Origin of the sequence: Vibrio sp. B4-6 (genome assembly GCF_963888245.1) — a bacterium.
GTDB classification, from domain to species: domain Bacteria; phylum Pseudomonadota; class Gammaproteobacteria; order Enterobacterales; family Vibrionaceae; genus Vibrio; species Vibrio anguillarum.
This window is the reverse complement of sequence record NZ_CAWPIM010000022.1, coordinates 19,993-42,724: the sequence shown is the minus strand read 5'-3', so window position 1 is coordinate 42,724 and position 22,732 is coordinate 19,993. Positions and strand designations below refer to the sequence as shown.

19 protein-coding genes and 1 tRNA gene are annotated in these 22,732 nt (G+C 44.7%); 8 read left to right on the top strand and 12 right to left on the bottom strand.

The features are described from left to right. Positions 1-4: 4 nt before the first annotated feature. Together folK and folB are read right to left on the bottom strand one after the other, a co-directional pair. Positions 5-496: a 2-amino-4-hydroxy-6-hydroxymethyldihydropteridine diphosphokinase gene (folK, locus tag AACV20_RS06960; protein ID WP_170907032.1), complete on the bottom strand. Its 492-nt coding sequence runs from the start codon at positions 494-496 to the stop codon at positions 5-7. Then, complete coding sequence (gene folB, locus AACV20_RS06955) at positions 493-846, bottom strand: bifunctional dihydroneopterin aldolase/7,8-dihydroneopterin epimerase (protein WP_017047526.1); 354 nt, start codon at positions 844-846, stop codon at positions 493-495. Before folB ends, folK begins: the two co-directional genes overlap by 4 nt. Before the next feature lie 187 nt (positions 847-1,033). On the opposite strand from folB, the gene plsY reads away from it, so the two are divergent. Continuing rightward, a complete protein-coding gene (gene plsY / locus AACV20_RS06950; protein WP_017047525.1) occupies positions 1,034-1,636 on the top strand; it encodes a glycerol-3-phosphate 1-O-acyltransferase PlsY in 603 nt (200 codons plus the stop codon). Positions 1,637-1,747: 111 nt separating this feature from the next. On the opposite strand, the gene AACV20_RS06945 is transcribed toward plsY, so the two are convergent. Together AACV20_RS06945 and tsaD are read right to left on the bottom strand one after the other, a co-directional pair. Then, entirely contained in the window at positions 1,748-2,596 is an 849-nt protein-coding gene (locus tag AACV20_RS06945; RefSeq protein ID WP_013857724.1) for an alpha/beta fold hydrolase, read from the bottom strand. Between the two features lie 135 nt (positions 2,597-2,731). Beyond that, positions 2,732-3,748, bottom strand: coding sequence for a tRNA (adenosine(37)-N6)-threonylcarbamoyltransferase complex transferase subunit TsaD (tsaD, locus tag AACV20_RS06940; RefSeq protein WP_017046706.1), 1,017 nt, complete (start codon positions 3,746-3,748; stop codon positions 2,732-2,734). 240 nt (positions 3,749-3,988) lie between these two features. On the opposite strand from tsaD, the gene rpsU reads away from it, so the two are divergent. The 5 genes from rpsU (at position 3,989) to AACV20_RS06915 (ending at position 8,689) form a co-directional block, all read left to right on the top strand. Beyond that, a complete protein-coding gene (gene rpsU / locus AACV20_RS06935) occupies positions 3,989-4,204 on the top strand; it encodes a 30S ribosomal protein S21 (protein ID WP_004396009.1) in 216 nt (71 codons plus the stop codon). A gap of 29 nt (positions 4,205-4,233) precedes the next feature. Further along, positions 4,234-4,677 (top strand): GatB/YqeY domain-containing protein, encoded by a 444-nt coding sequence (locus AACV20_RS06930; protein ID WP_010318215.1) that lies wholly within the window; start codon positions 4,234-4,236, stop codon positions 4,675-4,677. 95 nt (positions 4,678-4,772) lie between these two features. Further along, positions 4,773-6,515, top strand: coding sequence for a DNA primase (dnaG, locus tag AACV20_RS06925; RefSeq protein WP_170907031.1), 1,743 nt, complete (start codon positions 4,773-4,775; stop codon positions 6,513-6,515). Between the two features lie 98 nt (positions 6,516-6,613). Then, positions 6,614-8,470 carry an RNA polymerase sigma factor RpoD gene (gene rpoD, locus AACV20_RS06920; protein ID WP_013857727.1) on the top strand — a complete coding sequence of 619 codons (1,857 nt, stop codon included), beginning with the start codon at positions 6,614-6,616 and terminating at the stop codon, positions 8,468-8,470. Positions 8,471-8,613: 143 nt separating this feature from the next. Further along, positions 8,614-8,689, top strand: a tRNA-Ile gene (locus AACV20_RS06915). A gap of 237 nt (positions 8,690-8,926) precedes the next feature. Here AACV20_RS06915 and AACV20_RS06910 read toward each other — a convergent pair. The 8 genes from AACV20_RS06910 to AACV20_RS06875 form a co-directional block, all read right to left on the bottom strand. Further along, on the bottom strand, positions 8,927-10,630 hold the full coding sequence (locus AACV20_RS06910) for a S8 family serine peptidase (protein WP_170907030.1): 1,704 nt from the start codon (positions 10,628-10,630) through the stop codon (positions 8,927-8,929). A 311-nt stretch (positions 10,631-10,941) separates the two neighbouring features. Continuing rightward, on the bottom strand, positions 10,942-11,238 hold the full coding sequence (locus AACV20_RS06905; RefSeq protein ID WP_094123655.1) for a Dabb family protein: 297 nt from the start codon (positions 11,236-11,238) through the stop codon (positions 10,942-10,944). A gap of 144 nt (positions 11,239-11,382) precedes the next feature. Further along, complete coding sequence (locus tag AACV20_RS06900; RefSeq protein WP_010318209.1) at positions 11,383-11,667, bottom strand: type VI secretion system PAAR protein; 285 nt, start codon at positions 11,665-11,667, stop codon at positions 11,383-11,385. A 110-nt stretch (positions 11,668-11,777) separates the two neighbouring features. Further along, positions 11,778-12,839: a sel1 repeat family protein gene (locus tag AACV20_RS06895; RefSeq protein ID WP_170907029.1), complete on the bottom strand. Its 1,062-nt coding sequence runs from the start codon at positions 12,837-12,839 to the stop codon at positions 11,778-11,780. Beyond that, positions 12,823-16,524, bottom strand: a complete 3,702-nt coding sequence (locus AACV20_RS06890; protein ID WP_170907028.1) for a LysM peptidoglycan-binding domain-containing protein — start codon at positions 16,522-16,524, stop codon at positions 12,823-12,825. The genes AACV20_RS06895 and AACV20_RS06890 overlap by 17 nt, the downstream gene beginning before the upstream one ends. A 2-nt stretch (positions 16,525-16,526) precedes the next feature. Next, the gene (locus AACV20_RS06885; protein ID WP_094123304.1) at positions 16,527-17,054 is read right to left on the bottom strand and encodes a DUF4123 domain-containing protein; all 528 of its coding nucleotides are present in this window, start codon (positions 17,052-17,054) and stop codon (positions 16,527-16,529) included. Then, positions 17,051-19,150: a type VI secretion system Vgr family protein gene (locus AACV20_RS06880; protein WP_170907027.1), complete on the bottom strand. Its 2,100-nt coding sequence runs from the start codon at positions 19,148-19,150 to the stop codon at positions 17,051-17,053. The genes AACV20_RS06885 and AACV20_RS06880 overlap by 4 nt, the downstream gene beginning before the upstream one ends. A 139-nt stretch (positions 19,151-19,289) precedes the next feature. Further along, a complete protein-coding gene (locus AACV20_RS06875) occupies positions 19,290-19,808 on the bottom strand; it encodes an Hcp family type VI secretion system effector (protein ID WP_013857791.1) in 519 nt (172 codons plus the stop codon). Between the two features lie 303 nt (positions 19,809-20,111). Between AACV20_RS06875 and arfB the strand changes: the two genes are divergently transcribed. Both arfB and AACV20_RS06865 read left to right on the top strand, forming a co-directional pair. Then, entirely contained in the window at positions 20,112-20,525 is a 414-nt protein-coding gene (gene arfB, locus AACV20_RS06870) for an alternative ribosome rescue aminoacyl-tRNA hydrolase ArfB (protein WP_017043428.1), read from the top strand. 381 nt (positions 20,526-20,906) lie between these two features. After that, positions 20,907-22,658, top strand: a complete 1,752-nt coding sequence (locus AACV20_RS06865; RefSeq protein WP_170907026.1) for a lysophospholipid acyltransferase family protein — start codon at positions 20,907-20,909, stop codon at positions 22,656-22,658. The last annotated feature ends 74 nt before the right edge of the window (positions 22,659-22,732 follow it).

Genomic DNA, 22,732 nt, shown 5'->3' with positions numbered 1-22,732 from the left:
CTTATTAATTAATGTCGAACCAAAGTTTGACAGGGGTGAGCGATTCTAAGTTGATCGCCTGTTGCCATATTTGACGCACACTACGACCATCATTGGGAACGATCCGTTCCGGTGACAAATCGTAAAGTGGTTGTATGACAAATGGATATTTAAAGATATCACTGCGTGGCAGTTCAGGATCTTGCGCTGAAATTTCTTCACCAAACAAGATGATATCGAGATCTAAGGTGCGATCTTGAAATTTTTTCGCCTGCGGGTCGCGCCCCCATCGAGATTCAATCGCTCGAAGTTGCGCCACGAAATCACTCAACGAAAGCCTTGTTTCCAGCGCAATGACTAAATTATAAAAAGCCGCACTATTGAAACCAACCGATGCACATTCGTAAATGGTCGAGATCTGTAGATGATTTCCGATGGTCGACAATTCCTCGATGGCTGCTTCGATATGTTTGCGTCTTTCAATATTAGAACCGACGCCAACATAGACCGTCGTCATGCATGGCCTCGTTCAATGATAACGCCAACACTGGATGCCTGTGCTACCGCGCCGGGCTTTGCTAAGCGAATTTTAACCCAAGGAACGGAAAAACGCTGCATCAGAAGCTCTGCTACTTCTTCTGCAACACGCTCTACCAATAAAAAGCGACCATTTTCGATGTGCGCGATGACCGCTTGACTCACTTGTGCGTAGTCTAATGCATCGCTCACATCATCACTTTTACCTGCGGGTTGATTGTCGTGCGCCATTTCGATGTCGAGCACCAACTTCTGCTTAATCTCTTGTTCCCAATCATACACGCCAATGGTCGTAATTACCGTCAGCTGCTCAATAAAGACTTTGTCCATTTTTGCGTCTCTTCCTCTAGAGGTCGGATACCCTAATTACGTAAAAAATCGTACTATTTTGCCTAATCGCGATATCATATACCCAAACTGAGTCGAGATGCGAAATCCAAAACATTTTTTTGCTTTTCATCATGGTTAACAATGGCTTGTGAACTTGCTTTAGGGCATTTCCACTGCAGAGGTACTTATGACACCACTCGCACTGATAATGATCATTTCTGCCTATTTACTGGGTTCGATCTCAAGTGCGGTGTTGATCTGCCGTTTATTACGCCTGCCCGATCCTCGCAATATGGGCTCAAATAACCCCGGTGCAACTAACGTATTACGCATTGGTGGAAAAAAAGCCGCCATCGCGGTACTGCTGTGTGACATGCTCAAAGGTACTATTCCAGTATGGGGCAGCTACTATTTGGGGATTGACCCCATTCTATTGGGCCTAGTCGCCATCGCCGCTTGCCTTGGCCATATGTATCCTATTTTCTTTCATTTTAAAGGCGGAAAAGGTGTTGCAACAGCACTGGGAGCAATCGCACCGATCGGTTTAGATCTCACCGCACTTATCATATTGACTTGGGTCAGCGTTGCATTTTTATTTCGCTATTCATCCTTAGCGGCTTTGGTTACCGTGCTGCTCGCTCCGTTCTACACTTGGTTGATCAAACCGCAATATACCTTACCGGTAGCAATGCTGTGCTGCCTTATCGTGTTTCGTCATCACCAAAATATTAAACGGTTATTGGCTGGCACAGAGCCGAAAGTGGGTGAGAAAAAAACGCTTGGTTCTTGAGCTAGCTTGGATGATGGATAAACCCGCTTGCAAATAACGTCAATGACGAATAAGTAAAAGGCCTCTTACGAAGCCTTTTTTGATTAAGCATGACCCGCTAATAAGGGAAGACTAGCTAAGCGCTTTTTTCAAGAAACGGGTCAACATGGCGGTAACGTATTCAGGTTGCTCTAAGTTACTGATATGTCCAGCATTAGCAATAACCTCTAACTCACTGCCGTGAATGGCATCATTCATTAAGTAAGCCTCAAGAGGCGGACGAGGCATATCTTCAGCGCCAGCTGCAATCAACACTGGCAACCTCAATTGCTCCACCTCTTCAATCATGTCACGACGACCGAAGATCATTTTCCCCAACCGAGCCACTTCCACCGCTTGTTGACCAGTAAGCGCCGATAAATGTTGCTTGAATCCAGCCACTAATGCCGGAGATTTCTGCTCGCCATCTTTTGCAAAAAACATCGGTACAACTGCATCAACAATCGGTGATGGCACTTGCTGCATCGCCGCAATCGCATCGAGCATGGCAAAATATTTTGCATGGCTGACTTCAGGCTCTAGACCAACAAAGGTATCCATCATCACTAATGATTTCACGCGCGCAGGCGCAAGAACGGCTAACTCAGCCCCCCACATTCCACCTACAGAAAGACCAATGATAGAAAACTGCTCAATCGATAAGTGGTCCATCAAAGCCAAAATATGCTGAGCATAATCTTTCAGTGTGTTCATGGATGACGGTGCAAAATCTGACTGACCATGCGCCCATAAATCAGGCACGATACAGCGGTAGTGTTGACTCAACGCTTCCACCTGAGGTGCCCACATTGCGCTGTCCCACAGATAACTGTGACCGAAAACAAGCACTTCACCTTGCCCTTGATCCAAATAACGCATCTGGCAATCATCAATAACAAATGTCTTCATTGTGAATCCAATATTAGTAAAGTAGGTTGGCATTGTAGCATTGATATGAGCGATAACAGCTCAGAGCAGAATGTAAGCAATGGCTAATTAAAATCAATACAGAACGCCACAGAAACGGAAGTACCAAAGAACAAAACGGCCTCTAAAAAGAGACCGTTGCGACACCCGCTAAATAATGGGTTTAAGTTGATCAATCGGCCAGCGAGGTGTTGCCTGCACCGCTAAATCGACTGTTTCACCATTTTTTAAACGCTGCATACCCGCATAAGCAATCATTGCACCGTTGTCGGTACAAAACTCAGTACGCGGGTAATACACTTCACCACCAATTTTTTTCGCCAGTGCGCCAAGCTCTGCGCGTAACTGTTTATTGGCACTCACGCCACCGGCAATAACAATGCGTTTCATGCCAGTTTGCTCAAGGGCGCGTTTGCACTTAATCACTAAAGTGCCACACACCGCCTCTTGAAAGGCATACGCAATATCCGCTCGGGTCTGATCATCATTCTCATTAGCTGCAATCGTATTGGCTGTAAATGTTTTTAAACCAGAGAAACTCATGTCTAACCCTGGTCGATCCGTCATCGGACGCGGAAACTTAAAACGCCCTGGCGTTCCTTTTTCAGCCAAACGAGCCAACAATGGCCCCCCAGGATAATCAAGCCCCATCAGCTTCGCGGTTTTATCAAACGCCTCACCGGCCGCGTCATCAATAGACTCTCCGAGGATCTTATATTCACCAATCCCTTTCACCTCTACCATCATGGAATGACCACCGGAAACCAGTACGGCCACAAACGGAAACGGAGGCGGATTATCTTCAAGCATCGGAGCTAAAAGGTGCCCTTCCATATGGTGAACAGGCACCGCAGGCACATTCCACGCATAAGCCAAACTACGGCCAATCGTCGCGCCAACAAGCAGCGCACCCACTAAACCAGGACCTGCGGTGTAAGCCACGCCATCAATATCCGCAGGCGTCAAATTCGCTTCAGCCATCGCTGCTTTTATCAGTGGAATGGTCTTTTTAACATGGTCTCTAGAAGCAAGCTCCGGCACCACACCGCCGTAATCGGCGTGCAGTTTTACTTGGCTGTACAATTGATGAGAAAGTAAGCCTTTCTCTTCGTCATAAATGGCGATGCCAGTCTCGTCACACGAGGTTTCAATACCAATAATGCGCATAATTTTCTCAGCACGCTTTCATCAACAATTGGAAATGGCCGCCATGTTACCCCGCCTTGGCTCCGTAAACAAATTTTGTACAGACTATAATCGACAAAGTGCTTTACAAAGCTATTGCGATCGGATTAAAATTCCGCACCATTTTTGATCAAGCTGATAACCGAGCAAACAGACAAGAAATCTTGTGGTTTAAGCCTCAAAATATCAGCGTTAACGAATAACCCCTGAGGTGAAAGGCATATGCCAATAGTTAAAGTACGTGAAAACGAACCGTTCGATGTTGCATTACGTCGTTTCAAGCGCTCTTGCGAAAAAGCAGGTATCCTTTCTGAAGTGCGTCGTCGTGAGCACTATGAAAAACCAACTACCGTTCGCAAACGCGCTAAAGCAGCAGCTCAAAAGCGTCACGCTAAGAAGCTAGCTCGCGAAAACGCACGTCGCGTTCGCCTGTACTAATAACCTTTTTCCATTAAGGAACGAGAGTTATGGCTCTAATTGATATCCTCAAAGAAGAGCAAAAATTAGCGATGAAAGCCAAGGATAAAGTACGCCTTGGCACTATTCGTTTAGCCTTATCCGCGATCAAACAACGAGAAGTCGACGAGCAGATCACTCTGAACGACGACGATATTCTTGCTGTGATGGTAAAAATGGTTAAACAGCGTCGCGACTCTGTCGCTCAATATGAAGCTGCCAATCGTCAAGATCTCGCAGATGCAGAGCAAGCAGAAATCACTATCCTTGAGGCATTTATGCCTCAGCCGTTGAGCGATGATGAAGTGAGCGCATTAATTGATGATGCGATCACCCAGTCCGCTGCTGCTGGCATGCAAGACATGGGGAAAGTGATGGCTGTCTTGAAACCGCAAATTCAAGGGCGTGCAGATATGGGTAAAGTCAGCGGATTAGTTCGAACTAAACTCGCTTAAATGCCCGCATCAAATTGCATCAAGCCGTGCTATCCTCTGGAGCGCACGGCTTGTTTGTATCTAATCATTCGTTTTAATCTTTTCTTTTAGGTTTTATGGCAGGACACATCCCTCGCAGTTTTATTGATGATCTCCTTGCTCGACTTGATATTGTCGACATCATAGACGCACGTGTGAAACTTAAGAAAAAAGGTAAGAACTACGGTGCTTGCTGCCCATTCCATAATGAAAAAACGCCCTCATTTAGTGTAAGCCAAGAAAAACAGTTCTATCACTGCTTTGGTTGTGGCGTGCATGGCAACGCCATCGACTTCATGATGGAATATGAACGCCTTGAATTCGTCGAGGCCATCGAAGAATTGGCTTCTTTTGTGGGGCTAGAAGTTCCCCGAGAGCAACGCTCTAGTGGCCATTTCTCATCAGCCCCTAAAGCCAATAGTGAAGAAAAACGCACCCTTTATGACTTAATGGGCAGCATTGCGCAGTTTTACCGCAACCAACTCAAAGTTCCGGGTAATCGTCATGCCATCGAGTACCTAAAAGATCGCGGTCTTTCTGGCGAAATCGTGCAGAAATTTGGTATTGGCTATATTGCTGACGAATGGGATTTAGTGCGCAAAAACTTCGGCCAACAACAAGAAAGCCAAGAGATGCTCGTCACTGGCGGCATGTTGATCGAAAATGACAAAGGCAACCGCTACGATCGTTTTCGTGGACGTATTATGTTTCCCATTCGCGACCGCCGCGGACGAGTGATCGGCTTTGGTGGACGCGTTACTGGTGATGGAAGGCCAAAATACCTGAACTCACCAGAAACTCCCATTTTCCATAAAGGTAAAGAGCTGTATGGCCTATACGATGTCATGCAAGCCTATCGTGAACCACCGCAAATATTAGTTGTTGAAGGTTATATGGATGTGGTGGCTCTGGCGCAATATGGAGTGGACTACTCGGTTGCTTCGCTAGGAACCTCAACTACTGGCGATCACCTGCAACTGCTTTTTCGCCAAACCAATACGGTGGTCTGTTGCTATGATGGTGACAGAGCAGGACGAGAAGCGGCGTGGCGCGCACTGGAAAATGCGTTGAGTTATCTCAAAAGTGGCAATATTCTTAAATTTCTGTTTTTACCTGATGGTGAAGACCCAGATAGCTACATCAGAACCCATGGAAAAGCGGCCTTTGAACAGTTAGTGCAAGATGCTGAACCCTTATCCAAATACCTATTTACCAACCTACTGTCACAAGTTGATGTCGGTAATAACGAAGGGAAAGCAGCGCTTGAGGCGCTGGCATTACCACTGATTAATAAAGTGCCAGACACATCTCTACAAGCGCAATTGCTCAAAATATTAGGGCAAAAAACTGGGATTTATAAAAAGCCATCACTGCCAGAATCAGACAAACACCGCTCACAGCCACACAAAGAGCTCAAACGCACACCGATGCGTGAAGTGATCGCTTTGCTTATTCAAAATCCAAGCTATGCTGAAATGGTGCCTGATATTTCCAGCGTTCAATCCTTGCCCATACCCGGTTTAAGTTTATTAATTGAGGTACTTGAGAATTGTCAAGCGTACCCCAATATTACTACAGGCCAATTGCTTGAACACTGGCGCGGTAATAAAAACGAGACCCTTCTGTCTCGCCTCGCAAGTTGGGAAATTCCACTTGTTGAAGACAACCAAGAAGAACTATTTTTAGATTCATTGGACAAAATATTGGCTCAATGCATCGAAAAGCAAATTGAAAACCTGCAGGCAAAAGAAAGAAGCGTCGGTTTATCAGCCGAAGAGAGACGGGAGCTTCAAGACTTAATGAAAGACTTGAAAGCGTAACCCAGTTTAAATAGTCAGCAATGAATAAATTTGTTAGTATATGTGGTTTGCATTTCGCATACTAATTCCTTCACCAGATATGAAGTTGGATACCGTCTATGGATCAAAATCCGCAGTCACAGCTAAAACTACTTGTCATTAAAGGCAAAGAGCAAGGCTATCTGACCTACGCCGAAGTAAATGACCACCTACCAGCAGAAATCGTAGATTCCGAGCAGGTAGAAGATATCATTCAGATGATCAATGACATGGGCATTAAGGTGGTAGAAACTGCCCCTGATGCCGATGATCTTGCTCTAAATGATGACAACGCAATCACCGATGAGGATGCTGCCGAAGCTGCAGCCGCTGCATTATCCAGTGTAGAAAGCGAAATTGGTCGTACTACCGACCCTGTGCGCATGTATATGCGCGAAATGGGTACCGTAGAACTGCTGACTCGCGAAGGTGAAATTGATATCGCTAAGCGTATTGAAGATGGTATTAACCAAGTTCAACGCGCAGTGGCTGAATATCCAGGCACCATTCCATACATCTTAGAGCAATTTGACAAAGTTCTTGCTGAAGAACTTCGTTTAACAGACCTGATCTCAGGTTTTGTTGATCCTGACTCAGATGCAACGAACGCCCCAACAGCGACCCATATCGGTTCAGAGCTTGCTAGCGCTGACCTTGCTGATGAAGACGACCTCGATGATGACGACGATGACGACAGCGAAGATACTGACTCTGAAGAAGATGCAGGAATCGACCCTGAGCTTGCGCTAGAAAAATTCACCGAACTACGCAACAAGTATCAAAATCTTCAACTCGCGAAAAATGAGCATGGCTATGACAGCAATAAAGCCGCCCAAGCCACCGAGTTGATGTTGGATATTTTCCGTGAATTCCGACTCACGCCAAAGCAATTTGACTACCTAGTCAACAAGCTTCGCACCTCTATGGATCGTGTTCGTACTCAAGAACGTCTGATCATGAGAGCTGCGGTCGAATACGGTAAAATGCCTAAAAAATCATTCATTGCCTTATTCACTGGCAATGAATCAAGCGATGCATGGTTAGATGAAGTACTCGCTTCAGAAAAACCTTATGCAGAAAAAATCAGACAGCAAGAAGAAGACATTCGTCGTTCAATTCATAAATTGAAAATGATCGAAGAAGAAACGTCTTTGAATGTGCAAAACATTAAAGACATCAGCCGTCGCATGTCTATCGGTGAAGCGAAAGCTCGTCGAGCGAAAAAAGAGATGGTTGAAGCAAACTTGCGTCTGGTTATTTCTATCGCGAAGAAATACACCAACCGTGGCCTGCAGTTCTTGGATCTTATCCAAGAAGGTAATATCGGCCTGATGAAAGCGGTAGATAAGTTTGAATACCGCCGTGGTTATAAGTTCTCAACTTACGCCACTTGGTGGATTCGCCAAGCTATCACACGTTCAATTGCAGACCAAGCACGTACTATTCGTATTCCAGTGCACATGATCGAAACGATCAACAAACTGAATCGAATCTCACGTCAGATGCTGCAAGAGATGGGCCGTGAGCCTCTGCCAGAAGAATTGGCAGAACGCATGCAAATGCCAGAAGATAAAATTCGTAAAGTACTGAAAATTGCTAAAGAGCCAATCTCTATGGAGACACCTATCGGTGACGACGAAGATTCGCATCTTGGTGACTTTATCGAGGATACAACCCTTGAACTACCACTTGATTCTGCTACGGCCACCAGCCTAAGAGCAGCGACTCGTGACGTTCTTGCTGGCCTAACCCCTCGTGAAGCGAAAGTACTGCGTATGCGTTTCGGTATTGATATGAATACAGACCACACGCTAGAAGAAGTTGGTAAGCAGTTTGACGTAACGCGTGAGCGCATCCGCCAAATTGAAGCGAAAGCACTGCGTAAACTGCGTCACCCAAGCCGCTCTGAAACATTGCGCAGCTTCCTAGACGAGTAATCGCAACCTATCCAATCTAAAAGGTGAGCACAAGCTCACCTTTTTTGTATCTCATGGTTTAAGTGGATAAAAACTAAGCGCATTTACCCTATTTTGCGGGTAGACACTCATAACTCCATCCCCTATAATCACACACCTAATTTGGCCCCTTAGCTCAGTGGTTAGAGCAGTCGACTCATAATCGATTGGTCCCCAGTTCAAGTCTGGGAGGGGCCACCAAACTCTAGAAGGTTAGTAAGCGTAGTGTTTACTGACCTTTTTTTGTACCTGACGATTTTGGGTCAGGTAATGGGTCAGGTAAGCCCCGATCACGCACTCTTCTCTGAATACAAAAAGGCGCAGCTGGATAATATCAGCTACGCCTTTTATTACGCTCACTGTTATTAAATTAAGCCATCGGTAAATAGGCCTGTGCTTGCACAACAAGCCAAAGTTGATCCATTACCGACTGCAACACTACTTGCTCGCGAGTGTTTCAAAAGCGGCTTCAGCATCAACGATTCCACCCGAGATCGATAGCGCACTGAATGGAACAAGCGTTTCAGGTGGTGATGGTTTTTTCACTAACAGCTCAGGATAACGACGGGCGCTATCAAGTAATAGAGCTTTGAGTTCTACTGCGGAGAGCTCTGGATAGCGTGACCACACCATAGCGGCAACGCCTGATACTACAGGTGCAGCCATACTCGTACCACTATAAGTGGCGTAGTTATTGCCTGGCGTAGAAGAGAGAATGCGATAACCGGGTGCAAAGATATCAACCGATTTTTGGCCATAATTACTAAAACTGGCGACAAAATCTTCATTCGCGTATTTCGCTGATGCACCTACGTCTATCCAAGTTGAAATAGGTGACGATTCGTAAGTATCGGCAAAACGATTAGGGAAGCTTGGTTTACTATCATTATCACTTTGGCTATTGCCTGCAGAATGGATGATTAACACACCTTTGCTGGCCGCATAACGAAACGCGTGGTCAACTACAAATTTACGTGGTGAATAGCTTTTACCAAAACTCATGTTGATGATTTTTGCGCCATTATCCACCGCATAACGCACAGCGTTGGCAATGTCTTTATCGCGCTCATCACCATTGGGCACCATACGCAACGACATGATTTTCACATCTTCAGATAAGCCGTCAATACCGATACCATTGCGACGCTCTGCCGCAATAATTCCCGCCACATGCGTACCGTGTGATGCATCAGGCCCTTTTACATCATTATTTCCATACCCCTTTTCCCAAGGATTGCTGATGTCATCTAAAACGATATCAGCACGAGGATCAAACTCAAGGTTGTAGTAGTAATCCAACGCATCTTGATATCGGCTTCGTCTTGACTCGAGGTAGTCAAACGAATACCAATCGTCGAATAGTGCCAACAAAGCTTGAGCAGCGGAGACGACTTCAGAGTTCGGATGTGACAGCAAAATGAGCAAACCTCCGGCCGTAAAATCTTTATGCTGAGTCAGGGCTAAGATTTGCGATTTATATTGATTCGCTTGCGCAATAGCTTCAGTGACCTGCGCGAGCAGGATTTGGTTACTCTGAACCTCGGCTAGATATTCCGTTTCTATTGCTTGGTAGTAAGCACGTTTTTGCTCAGGTATCCAATCATTGCCTTCTAATAAATCCAGGTATTTTTTGTACTCACGCGTCAGCTCTAATGTATCGTAATCCACATTGATACCAAGCGAGTTACCTAAGAAATTCCAACCATACACATCATCAATATAGCCATTACCATCATCATCAATGCCATTGTTTGGAATTTCTCCCGCATTAACCCATAACTTGTTCTTTAGATCTTCGTGTTCAATGTCCACGCCCGAATCTAACACCGCCACGATAACAGGCTGAGGTTTAAGAGGGGGCATCAAGGATTCATACACATAATCCGATCCAACCCCTTGGATAGAGGAATAGTTAGCCGAGAGATTAAACCAATCCCCACGCTGTTCAGAACTCCCAATCATACGCATGAAAAACAAACGAGGCTGGGTAGCTTGTGGAGTATAGTCTTCAACAATATTACCTTTTATATCTTTAATAAAAGGCGAATTAATTGGGGTGGGTTCCACACTGACGTTTGCCGAAACCGATGCTGAAACGAGTATTGCTGCAGCAAGAGCAGAATATTTGTATCCTTTATTCATTTTATTACATCCTATTTAATGCGCTTAGAAAGCGACCAAAAAGATAAAACGCAATACAATGAAAATCATTCACAACAACAATAAAACTATACATCCATCTCACTATTGTGAATGCTTTGTACTGAAAATTTGATCTAAGCACCATTGATACAATGGTGAATAGAAACTCACAAGATATTGATAAGTCTATACTTTAACGGAATAAGGACGATCATTAACAAGTAAAGTTCGATAGACGGCATCTCAACTTTCAGGCTTGAATCCTAGCGATGGAGTAGAGATAAACACCGTCTAGATTTTACTGGCTTTGACTAAATCGAATAATCGAAAACGATGATCTCTTCGAGCAAAGGACGAAAGACATCCTTTAGCGCGTTATGCTCTGGATGAGGTAGGTAATTTTGGCGCCCTTGCTCATCGCTAAATGTCATTAAAACGCTGTGAGTATAACCTTGGTTTTTACCTTCAGGGCTGTCGTTCACGCCCCACTCAACAGCAGCGACCCCCTCAATTTTCTCTGGCATGGCTTCAAACAGCGACTTGAGCTGTTGGATGTCGGCAGGCTGAGCTTGTGGTTTAAATTTGATTAATAAGATATGGCGGATCATTGTTCGCTCCGTTTCTGTCCGTAGAATTTCTTTTCATAAAGAGGAATAACGCTGGCTCACTGGTGCTAAAGGTGCTGCGCTTAACACAATAAAGCGGCACTCAAGGTTTGAAGCGCCGCTTTATTGATTAAATGGGCTACAACCTTAACCAATATTGACCGATGAACCACCAATAATTACGCCACCGCAGTCAACGGCATCGCCGACTCGCGCGGCGGGCTTGCCATCAATCATAACGCTACCCGAGCCGCCTTTAATTGCACGTGGGTGACTTGGGTTTTTCGGCTTGTCATGAGGCTCTAGCGGGTCGCCCTGCCTTGCCACTGCTTTGCCATCAATTTTTACCGTCGGTGACCCAGCGGTGATCGGCGTAGGAGGAAAACCATCATGATCGGATCCGATATCTCCTACTAATGCACCATTTGCCATTGATTTGCTCCTTATCAGATTCGTTGATTAAGCTTGTTGCGATGTTGTTTTACCCTAAGGGTTTAGTAGTTCATGTCGTATTATATCGGCTAAAGTATTCACCTTAGCAACTAATCCACCCAATCATCACGGCTAGTGAAACCATCGATATATACCATTGGCGTTATATTATTCATGAATAACTTAACTTTTTCATTTATCTTTGCTCTTTCTTCTTCATTCAAAGTATGAACATCAAAAGCATACTCTCCTGATAAACCTTTATAGAGAGCATTATAGAAATACTCATTCTCACTCCCTTCATTAGAACGATGGTATTTATACTCCACGATACTTGTAGAGCCAAGCTTCAAACTTGCATCCAATAATCTATTGCTCTCATCCTTTTCAGTTTCCTTCAAGAAAAAAGCTAAGTCATTTATGGCAGGAATATAGTTATTATTGGCCGCAACCGTTAACAAATCGATGGCTAATTGGTACTGCTCTGGTGTTTTAGCTTCAGACTTACCTTTACTCGGCGAATAAATTAAAATGGTATTAACATAGTCCATCAACGGTTGGTAGTAATGTGCTTGTGAAAATCGAACCACCTCTTGAATATACTGAGCTCTAGTCTCTTTCGATTGTTCTAACTCTTGCTGTTTTAGTAAAAAATATTGAGCACGCAAATCGCCTTGTGCGGCAAGAGGTTTAAAAAGCTCGATCGCTCTATTGAAATGTTCTTGCGTACAGTTTTTTTCACCAAAATATCTAGCACAACCACTACTGATTAAACCTGGGGAGAGCATGATGTAGGCATAAGGATTATCATCCTCCATTGCTGTTTGATAAAGAGACAATGCTTTGGGTCTATTATTAATACTGGCACGATATATAAGTTTTGCATACCAGACCATTGCATCGATATCGTTTTCCTCAATCATAGCTTGTAATTTATTCGAGGCTGAATCATGTCTTCCATGTTGAATATTAACCAATATGTCATACATCTTATCTCCCGGCTTTACGGTGCTCGAAATATAAGGGTCAGCTGGTTTTTTATTAATATTCTCGGTAATAAATGGTTGAAATAGGGCGATATCATCTTGTGGATTAGGCTTGCAGGCAACCAGCCCAACCATAACGCTCAGCAGCAAGACAAGACGGACAAGTCGATTAAGATAAAGCATCATAAATACTCCAATTGATAATAATTTCGTTCTTTTTCACTATCTCACAGAGAAACTCTGTTTCTAGCCATACTTGCACTTTTTGACCGACAACGGGCTTGAACACCAGATCATTCGGGTAGGCATAATACTGGGTTGGCTTTTTAATCCCTACTAGTAGACCACCTTGATACGACTCATCATAACGAGTTAACACCATATTTTTGCAAAGCGTTTTACTCGCTTTATTAAAATTGTCAGAAAGTATCTTCTTTATGTTTAAATCATAAGCTTTCACAAACCTAGCCAAATTAAGCCACTGCGCTTGATAAGTTTGCCATTCGACCTTGTGGTCTTTTTTGCCTGCGGGAAGCTTGCCCATCGCAATTAAAGTTTCTTTCCACTGCCTCTGGTTCGCTTCCTCACCAACGCTCTTATCTGCCGCTAGCCATTGCATAATTTGTACAATTGCTTGTACTTGACTTTCGTTATCCTTATCTGCCGTTGCGATCACAACGCCATTACTATCTCGTCTTGAGCTTGTTTGCTTTTGAATCAAACTAGTGAATAAATTACTTAATGTTTCAGGAGGTAAAGCCATAACCCAACGCTGTGTAACGGCTTGTTTTTCAGAGTCCAAAATACTGTTGGCTAGTAGTGGAGCATATTCTTTACTCAGTACCTGTTGCTTATAATCAGCCAATACAGTCACCGGCATAAGTAGCACCTGCGCCAAATTCAAACCTAAACCGACCGCAATCGTCATTAAGCTATTGAGTTCGTTAAAACTATCGTTGACTCCATTGGCATCCGCTTCTCCAAAAATCGCTAGGCGGCGGAAATGGCTCTGTTTTAACACGCCAAGTAAGCAGCCAATAAACTCATCGACTGCGTTGGCATCCAGATTAATCGCCACTTTACCAGTGCAGCCGGGTCCCACTACCAACCCCGCTGAAGCCACTAAGATGATAACCCCACCTTGAATCAGCAAACGAAACTCGGCGTGATAGCCTGCACCAAATGAACCAGACAGCTTGCCATCAATCGAACCTAATTTTTTCGGTGCCTTTGGTCCGTTACTCTGCGTAACACACTCAGCCTCTGGAGGGGCCCAGTAAACCGTAGCACCTAAAGTGCCCCCTGCTTCTACTCCGGCAAACGCATCAACAGAAACAGCGGCTTCCCCTGCATAGCCAGCAGCTCCCGCACTTGCTAGGCTCGATCCGGGCAGAGCATAACCATTATAGATATTGGGATCAAACAGCCCTACCGTGCTACCTTTAATGCCAAAACCTTCACTCACATCACTCGGGCCGATTGCCAACTTAGCACTCAATTGGCATGAAGCGGCCGCCAGACCATAAACTGAACCGGCAATACAAACCCGCAGATCACCGGCTTCATATTTGTTTTCCTTATTGTTTTTATCGATATAAATTAAGTTAACCCCATGCCCTTTCACTTTTTCGACCTGCTCTTCCTTCATCATTTTATTTTCTGGTACAAGCGGGAGCCAAAATGAAAAACTGAGCTGACCTTGCAAGGCGGTGAATTGAGCCGAGATTGCCCCTGAGCCGCCGATATCACGCCGTTTTTTGATTAAATTTTGGTAGTTGCTTAGAGGGGTATTAAGTTCTTTCTCTGCCTTGGTTGATAAACGCAGCAACTGCGCTCCTGCGTCGACAGAATAGGCAGACGTTTCACCATTCGGACCAATACCGCCTTGGTAATGATAGCTATCTTGCCAAAAAGCGGTATCAAACTCAGCACTGGCTTTCAATGGCATTAAATCTATTGTACTTTCAGGCTTGGTGAGCGCGTTGAGTGCGTCCTGCACAGACCCTGCTTCTACAATGTTTTTTCCATTCGATTGTGGCGCATTGAAGGTAATTTTTTCAGTAATGACTCGAACGTGCCCCGCCGCTAAGGCAGACAGTCGATCTTCATTAGTTTCTGGTATTAACCAGTGTGGGCCTCGGATGTAAAATACTTGACCATCTGAGAGCAAACAGCACTCCACCGCTTGAATATCGTTGGTTCCGGCTTTATTGATAAAACCTGACTTATGCTTTTCCTTGGGTTTAAATGTAGTTTCATCCCATAACAAGGTAAGAGCCGGCGGCATCTGGCTCGCGTTGCCCAAAGTAAATTCTAATCTATCAGCACCTTGCGCTGCCTTTTTTTGAGCCAGAGATTTTAGGTGATTTAACCGAGCTAAAGCGACTTTTTTAACCCAAAGTAATTGCCTAAAAAGTTCATCAATAGGTGTTGAACTGCTAGTACCAAGGAGTTGTGACAGTGCTTTTTTGTGCTTAATAACCGTGGCGTCAACGACCGCGATCAGTGCTTTTGCCGTGAAGTAAGACCACGCCGCACGTTCTGTAATAATGGTATTGAGATTGGCGTCTAATCGATCACCTGCGGTTTCCTTATATAACGCCTCGATCAATTGACTGTCATTGATGATGTCTAAGGCATCCCCCGATTCTCGCCATTTCTTCACTTTTTTTAATGCTTCGGGACCACAAGCTACGCCTGACTCACCTTCTAATTGGTCTAAGGTTAGACATTGCTCTTTAACGACTAAGCCATAATGGTTGATGTTTTTTAAGTTTATCGCACACACAAACAGCTTTTGTTTATCAAGAAATGCTTGCTGCTCTTTACTATCGAGCGTAGACATGCGAGAGCCTTGCTCTAGAGCTTGCTGCAACTGTGTTGGCCACTGCTTTAAATAAGCACGAGACTGTTGATAACTGCTGCGAAGCAATTCTTGATCTGATTTATCACGGTTTAGGTGCACTTGCTGTATCCAAGATGCCAAGTTCTTTTGGTGGCTACTGGTAAAATATTCGAGTTTTTTATCATAAATAAACTTGCTGCCATCATCTGCAACATGATTTTTTGCCGCTTTTTCAGCGGCTTTTTCTAGGCTTTCGACCTCTTTTTCAATTTTTTTAATCACCAGTGTCCGTAACTGTTGATTAATATTTTTTTCGAACAAAGGACCTTCTGGTGATGGCCGATATAAAGAGCCGAATTTTCCGTAGTATAAATGGGTGTTTTTTGCTTGCTCTCGATTAGATAACTTCTCACGAGTTTCTTCCAGCGACACGCCAATCAGCCTAGCCACTGTGATCAGATAATCATTCGGATTGGTTCCATCAACTCTGAATGCTTCATTTTTAATCACCAGCTTGGCAAGCAGCAGTGCCTGATATTTTTCAGCATCGTCTGACGTCATAAACTGTTCGTGAACTTTGGCGGCAAACTTTGAGATCAACCCCAACTTATTGAGGTTCTTCATCGTAGCTTCTGAATCATTCTCAACAATGGCTTGCGCCATGTGCGCCCTCTCTTCCTCAACTTTTTCTTTTGCTTGCTTAGTCAGCGCATACCAAGCTTTTTTACCCGTTTTAGGATGAGCAGGAACATACAAAATATCCTTGTATTCCTTGGGCGATTGACACGTATCATTTCCACCGTTCACAACCGTTGGCGGCTCAACCAATTCAATACGCGAACCGTCAAATTCAATTGGCTTGGTTAGATCTGACGGCAGTTTTAAAACGTTACCTTCATAAATCAGATTGGGATCTTTAATTTGCTCGCTGTTAAGTTTGATTAACTCATCGATAGAAATATTGAAACGCTGAGCAAGTAAGCTTAAGCAATCATTTTTTAAAATCGTATAGGCATTATTGGACATGTTTATACCCACTGCTTAAAGATAGGAGAGGTCAGAGTAGCAGGTTGGCTTTGCTCTGGCTGAATAGGTGAATGATGAAGCGTTTGCCGTTGACGTGCATGATTAACCCAATGAATTGCTTGAGCTGAACCTAAAAGGGTTGCAATATCGATGTCATTAAGTTGCGATGCAGCCTGATTCCAAAAGACATTGGTATAAAAACGCAAAAAGCAGGCTTTATTGTCGATCTTAACTTGGAGTAATGACTGTAAATGCTCACTAAATGCAGAGCCATCTTGACTCGCATCAAGCTCAAAAATAACCGAGCTTGAATCGAAGTAAGGCAGCGTTAACCATTTATCTAATGCTGTCTTATCGCTACCCAAATTAACAACTAATGGGCTTTGGTCATTCAAGTAATCAAAATCTGAACCAGCAAATAATACAATCGCCTGCTGAACGGCCATATTCCGAGTAAGAACATCAATCGCATCAGGAATACGAATGGTATCAACCACTAACCAATAATTAACAACCTTGAGTTGATTCATGAGGCACCTCGTTCGCACGGACAATCTTCTCTAGGACATGACCCATCACTTTGTTTTTGACACATTTTTGCCATGGGCACATTCGCAATAGACAATGTGGACATGGTTGCTACTGATAGTTGTAATGGCAATGGGTTTGGTGCTGGCGGTGCAGCAATCATTTGATTCGGCAACGCCGCGACAACACCGCCATAACCCGAGCCGCTGCCTGCGCTGCCGCCGGAGTTAAGGTTGATCGCAGGCCCGACTAGGTGCACGCCGCCGCCATCCACTTTGATAAAACTGCCCGCAGCTTTAATGGTGATCTCATTACCCGCATCTAACACCAACTTATTGCCTGCTTTAAGGTGCACTTCATTACCTGAATCAAAAACCGTTTTTTCACCGATTTTTTGGTGCAGTGAACCACCCACTTCAAGGCTATGATCTAACGCTATTTTCTGACGGCTTTCGCCCTCGACCGTTAGGTGTTGGTTATTTTTAATGTGGCTGAACTGGTCGTTATCCACTGTCAGGTGTTTATCGTGTTTGATGTGTGTGGTGGCATCATTAAGCACTAGTGCTTCATAGTCTTTTTGCGCGTGTAGGTAGATTTTCTCTTGCCCTGCTTGGTCTTCAAAACTCAGCTCATTAAAGCCTTCACCTTGATGCGTTTCACTGCGCAGTACGGTTTTAGTTTTGTTATCTGGCAGTGTGTAGGGCGCTTTATTGGTGGCGTGATAAGCGCGGCCCGTGACTATGGGTTGATCCGGATCGCCATTTAAAAAATCGACTATCACTTCATGGCCAATTCTTGGGATAGCCATCATGCCATATTGGCTGCCTGCCCAACCTTGCGACACCCTCACCCAACATGAACTGTGTTCATCGCCGTTAGAATATCTGTCCCATGGGAAATGCAGTTTAACGCGGCCATACTCATCGCAGAAGATCTCTTCGCCATCGGGGCCAACCACATGGGCGATGCATGGGCCATCCACTTGCGGCTTGGTGTGCGGTGTTGCACGCCACGTTACATCGGCCGGGATCAAGGTAAATTGATTACTGTAGGTTGTTGCACCGCTACCGCCAGATTCTTCTAATGCTTGCGGCTGCCGGCCTTGATGGTTTACTTGCACCACAACCCAATCTCGGTTCACGCTGTCGTCTAAATGTTCGGCCAAATCAAACAGGGTTCCGGCTTGCAAACGCGCTTCATTGCTTTGGCCTTGTGCGGTACTCGCCTGCCTTCTTAGATACTCTAAACGAATTTGGTTAAACGCTTTACCGCTCTCATCGTCTTTAAATCGGCCCGGGAAATCAAAATGTTCATAGTGGGTCTGCTGGTAATCCATCGCGGTGCCGAGTGCACTTTGCTTAAAACCGTAAGTCGGTTTTTTAAAGCTGTAATCCGCCAATTGGCTTTCCGCCACTTGCGATTGCGTATGGCTGATTAAGTTGGAAATGTAAGGTGTATCAGCGATACCACCAGACAGCACATTGTAAGGGATCGGTGTATCGAGCTTCGTTAAGCTTTGGCTGTCGTCACTGAAAAAGAGGGTGTGTTTACCTTCTTCATGCAGGAGGTGATAGACCAAGCCCTCTTCGGCGGCTAAGCGGTGTAAAAAGTGGATATCGGTTTCACGGTACTGTACGCAGAATTCGCGCTGAACAGATTCTCGTTTGAGCGAGAAGGCATAGTCGTCAATGCCCATCTCTTGCAGCACAATGGAAAGAATTTCAGGTACGGTTTTAAGCTGGAAGATGCGGCTATTTTGGCGCAGCGACAAGCGCTCTAATGCAGGCACCAAAGTGAGTGAGTAGAAGGTGTGATGATGACCAATATCGCCTTTACTGAACTGGCGCACGATGCCATGCACGCGCTGCACCACGCTACCATTCCGGAAAACCGTTAGCTGAGCTGTTTTGTCGACGACGTCGGCTGCACTCAAAATAGATTGACGGCTTGCGAGCTCAATGAGGTAACGAAACCCATAACAAGGCTCGCCATTAGCCAGCACACTCTCCGATAAGGATTCTTGTCCGTGGTATTCTCGCACCACAAATGCATCGTCGGCGAGCCCGTCAACCTTTAACGTAAAATTCAGCGTGGCCATCTTCCATCCTCTTTACACTAGAAACAGCAAAGCCTTAAGCAAGTCACACTCATTGAATGCACTTTGCTTAAGGCTAAAAAAGGTGGCTGGCCGGATTGGCTTTGCTTACGCAACATCAACCAGCCACCCAAATCAAAGCTTACGCTTCTACTGGTTTGCGCCAGTCATCTGAACCTGAAGTACCCGCGTTCACGTGATCCCACAGGATTTTACGGTAAGACATAGAAACCGTAACGTTTTGCGTGAAGTCGCCGTTCGCAGGATCTTGGCAGTGTGGCATTTCGCAATGAATGTCCACGATAGACGCGCTTTCAAGTTTAGTGGTGAAGAAGTTCTCTTGTTTGCCTTCAATAGACGTGCGGTACCACTTTAGCTCAACCGATTTCATCTTCTCGCCAGACGCCAACGCGTTATAAAGAAGAGGAACCGCTTTATTTAGCGCAACGGTGAATTTGAATGGTTTGTGAACACGTTGACCAGAAGGCTGACCTGATTGTGGGTCAGTCGGTACTGTCACAACGTGGTCAAACATTTGAACCAACATTTGATCTTCATGACCTTCAACGAAAGCATCGCCGATAGAGTCAGTAGAAAGAGCGCCTGCAGTGATGAGACCCTGAGTTTCGCCTTCGATAGAGATATAACATGGAGTTGGCATGACTTAATCCTTATTCAGTAAGAAAAAGCGATGGAAATTGCATCGCATTATGTAATGTTTCTTAAAGCAAAGGGGATGCCAAAACAAAAATAGTTAAATTTCAATCAATTAGATTATAAGCTTTCATTTTCGAGCAAGAACTTGCTCGTCCGGGTAGAAACTTGCTCGTATCAAGCAAGTTTTCGCTGCGATTTCGCAATACGTCACTCTGTATTGCTTTTCCTAATCTAGCCACAATCTGCGGTAGATAACCTTAGCCACCTCAACTAGAATGCGGATTGAACACATTTTTACTTTGGTTGTATGCTCAAACTATCCAACACTATTGAACTGGCAGACTGGGAAATCGAACTTACTGCGATTCGTGCAGCCGGAAATGGCGGGCAAAACGTCAATAAAGTCTCCAGTGCGATCCACTTACGTTTTGACATCAGACGCTCAACGTTACCGGACATCTACAAACAAAAATTACTAGAAAGACCAGATTCCAGAATGACCAAAGAGGGCGTTATTGTCCTCAAAGCGCAATCTCACCGCACCCAAGAGCTGAATAAAGAAGATGCACTCAAACGTCTCAAAGAGATTATTCTTTCTGCGATGGTGATAGAAAAACCGCGCCGGGCAACCAAACCGACAAAAAGCTCTCAACGTCGGCGAGTTGACGAGAAAAAACGGATAGCGGCCAATAAGTCATTGCGCGGTAAAGTCTCTTTTTAAATGGCTGGATTGGCAGCAAGGCAAAATAAAGAAGAAAAGAAATAAGCAACCTCGCGCTAAAAACAGCAACGGGAGCATGAAGCTCCCGTCTATTCCAGATCAGCAAAACAAAGGTTCAATTGACATTTTTATATTTTTTACAGCCATTACAAGCTAACACCAAAAATGTCGCATCAACACAAATTTGCTTCATTTTGTGAGCAATAAATTATTTAGTTTTACTAAAAAATCATTGTTGCATCCAAGATTCTAATTTATCTCCAGTTTGAGACGGATTTCATTAAACTGTAAAAAAAGAGCAATCAATTACTCACTTAATCGCAGCCAGATTGTCATCTTCCCTCTCTAGCATAAGCACAAAGCATAAAATGCGAGGTTGCTATGCTCACGATAAGCCCTTTTAAATTACCGAGAAAAACGCCGTTTGGACTAGGCGAACACTTTACTGAGTGGGCGACAGGCCTAACTCGTTTAGATAAGTTTTATGCACAACGCCCACCCCATTGCGATACCGCAACATTTTTGCGTTTTACGTTAGAGGTATTGGGTATTGACTACCAAGTGGTGAAAGGATCATTAGCTCAAGTTCCCACTCAAGGCGCGACAGTCGTTGTTGCAAATCACCCACTTGGTTGTGTGGAAGGCGTTATTCTGGCTGAGATGCTGCTTTCAATTCGCTCAGACGTGCAGATATTAGCCAATCACTATTTAAAAACCGTACCAGAGTTAGATTCGCTGTTCATTGGTGTGGATGTTTTTGAAGACAAAGCCGCGCAAAAAGCGAATATGCAAGCCTTGAGAGCTGCCAATAAACACCTTGCTCAAGAAGGGCTGCTATTGATGTTTCCTGCGGGCGAAGTGTCACAATTGGTTGATAGTAAAACGCAGAAACTGGAAGACAAACAGTGGAGCCGTTCAGTCAGCCGACTGATACAAAAGCATCAAGCGACGGCGTTACCTGTGTTCATCAACGGGCAAAATTCGAAACGCTTTTACATGGCCGGAAAAATCCACCCGCTACTAAGAACGTTAATGTTGGGCCGTGAACTGCTCAATAAAAAGCATCAGCGTATCGAAATTGCTATCGGAGATGCGATCAATCATAAAGAAATCCAACATCTGTGTGATGAGACGCTGGTCAGCTATTTAAGGCTCAACACCTACCTTTTAAGTCACATCACCCCAACCAAGCGCAATAAAACCAATGATGAGCCGTTACAACCCATTGCACAGCGGCTCCCCCTAAGCGCTTTGTTACACGATATTGAGCAGCTTTCTTTTTCTGATCATCTATTAAGGCATAACGAATTCGATGTGTATTGTACCAGCGCAGAAAACATCCCCTCGTTACTGCACGAAATAGGACGAGTGCGAGAGCACAATTTCAGGCTGGTAGGTGAAGGCACTGGCACCGAGCTCGATATCGATCAATACGATCGCAACTACCTGCATCTATTCATTTGGGATCGCGAAGCGCAGAAATTAGTCGGAGCTTACCGTTTAGTCTTAGTCGACCGTATTGTGCCTATAAGCGGTATTGCAGGTTTGTACTCACGAACGCTGTTTCAGTATGACCACCGCTTTCTCAATACCATAGGTAATGCAATTGAAATGGGGCGTTCAGTCGTCGACATCGAGTATCAAAAAAGTATGGCTCCGCTATTGCTGCTTTGGAAGGGAATCGCAACCTATGTGCACCGAAACCCGCACTATACGCACCTATTTGGACCCGTAAGTATCAGCAATGATTACAGTGAAAGTGCGCGCCGTTTATTAGCCGACACAATGACGCAGCACTACTACAATAACCAACACGCCCATTTGGTAGAGGCAAGTAACCCACTCCCCAAGCAACAAGCCCCTTGGAATGCCAGTTTGCTGAGTGCATTGGCTGATTTACAGCTGCTTTCAAAAGTGATTGCCCGGTTGGATGAAGGGAAAAGCGTACCAGTGCTACTGCGTCAATACCTCGGTTTAAATGGCAAGTTAGTCAGCTTTAACGTAGACCCTGATTTTAATGATTCGTTAGATGGCTTGATTGTGGTCGATTTACGCAACGTTCCGGTGCGCAGCTTAAGCCGCTACATGGGCACCAAGGAAGCATACGAATACCTCACCCATCACGCGCTTTAACTCTGTTATTCGGGTTGTTTATACCTCCTCTTTTTAAGGGGAGGTATCCCTATAACACACTCCCCCAACCTAGC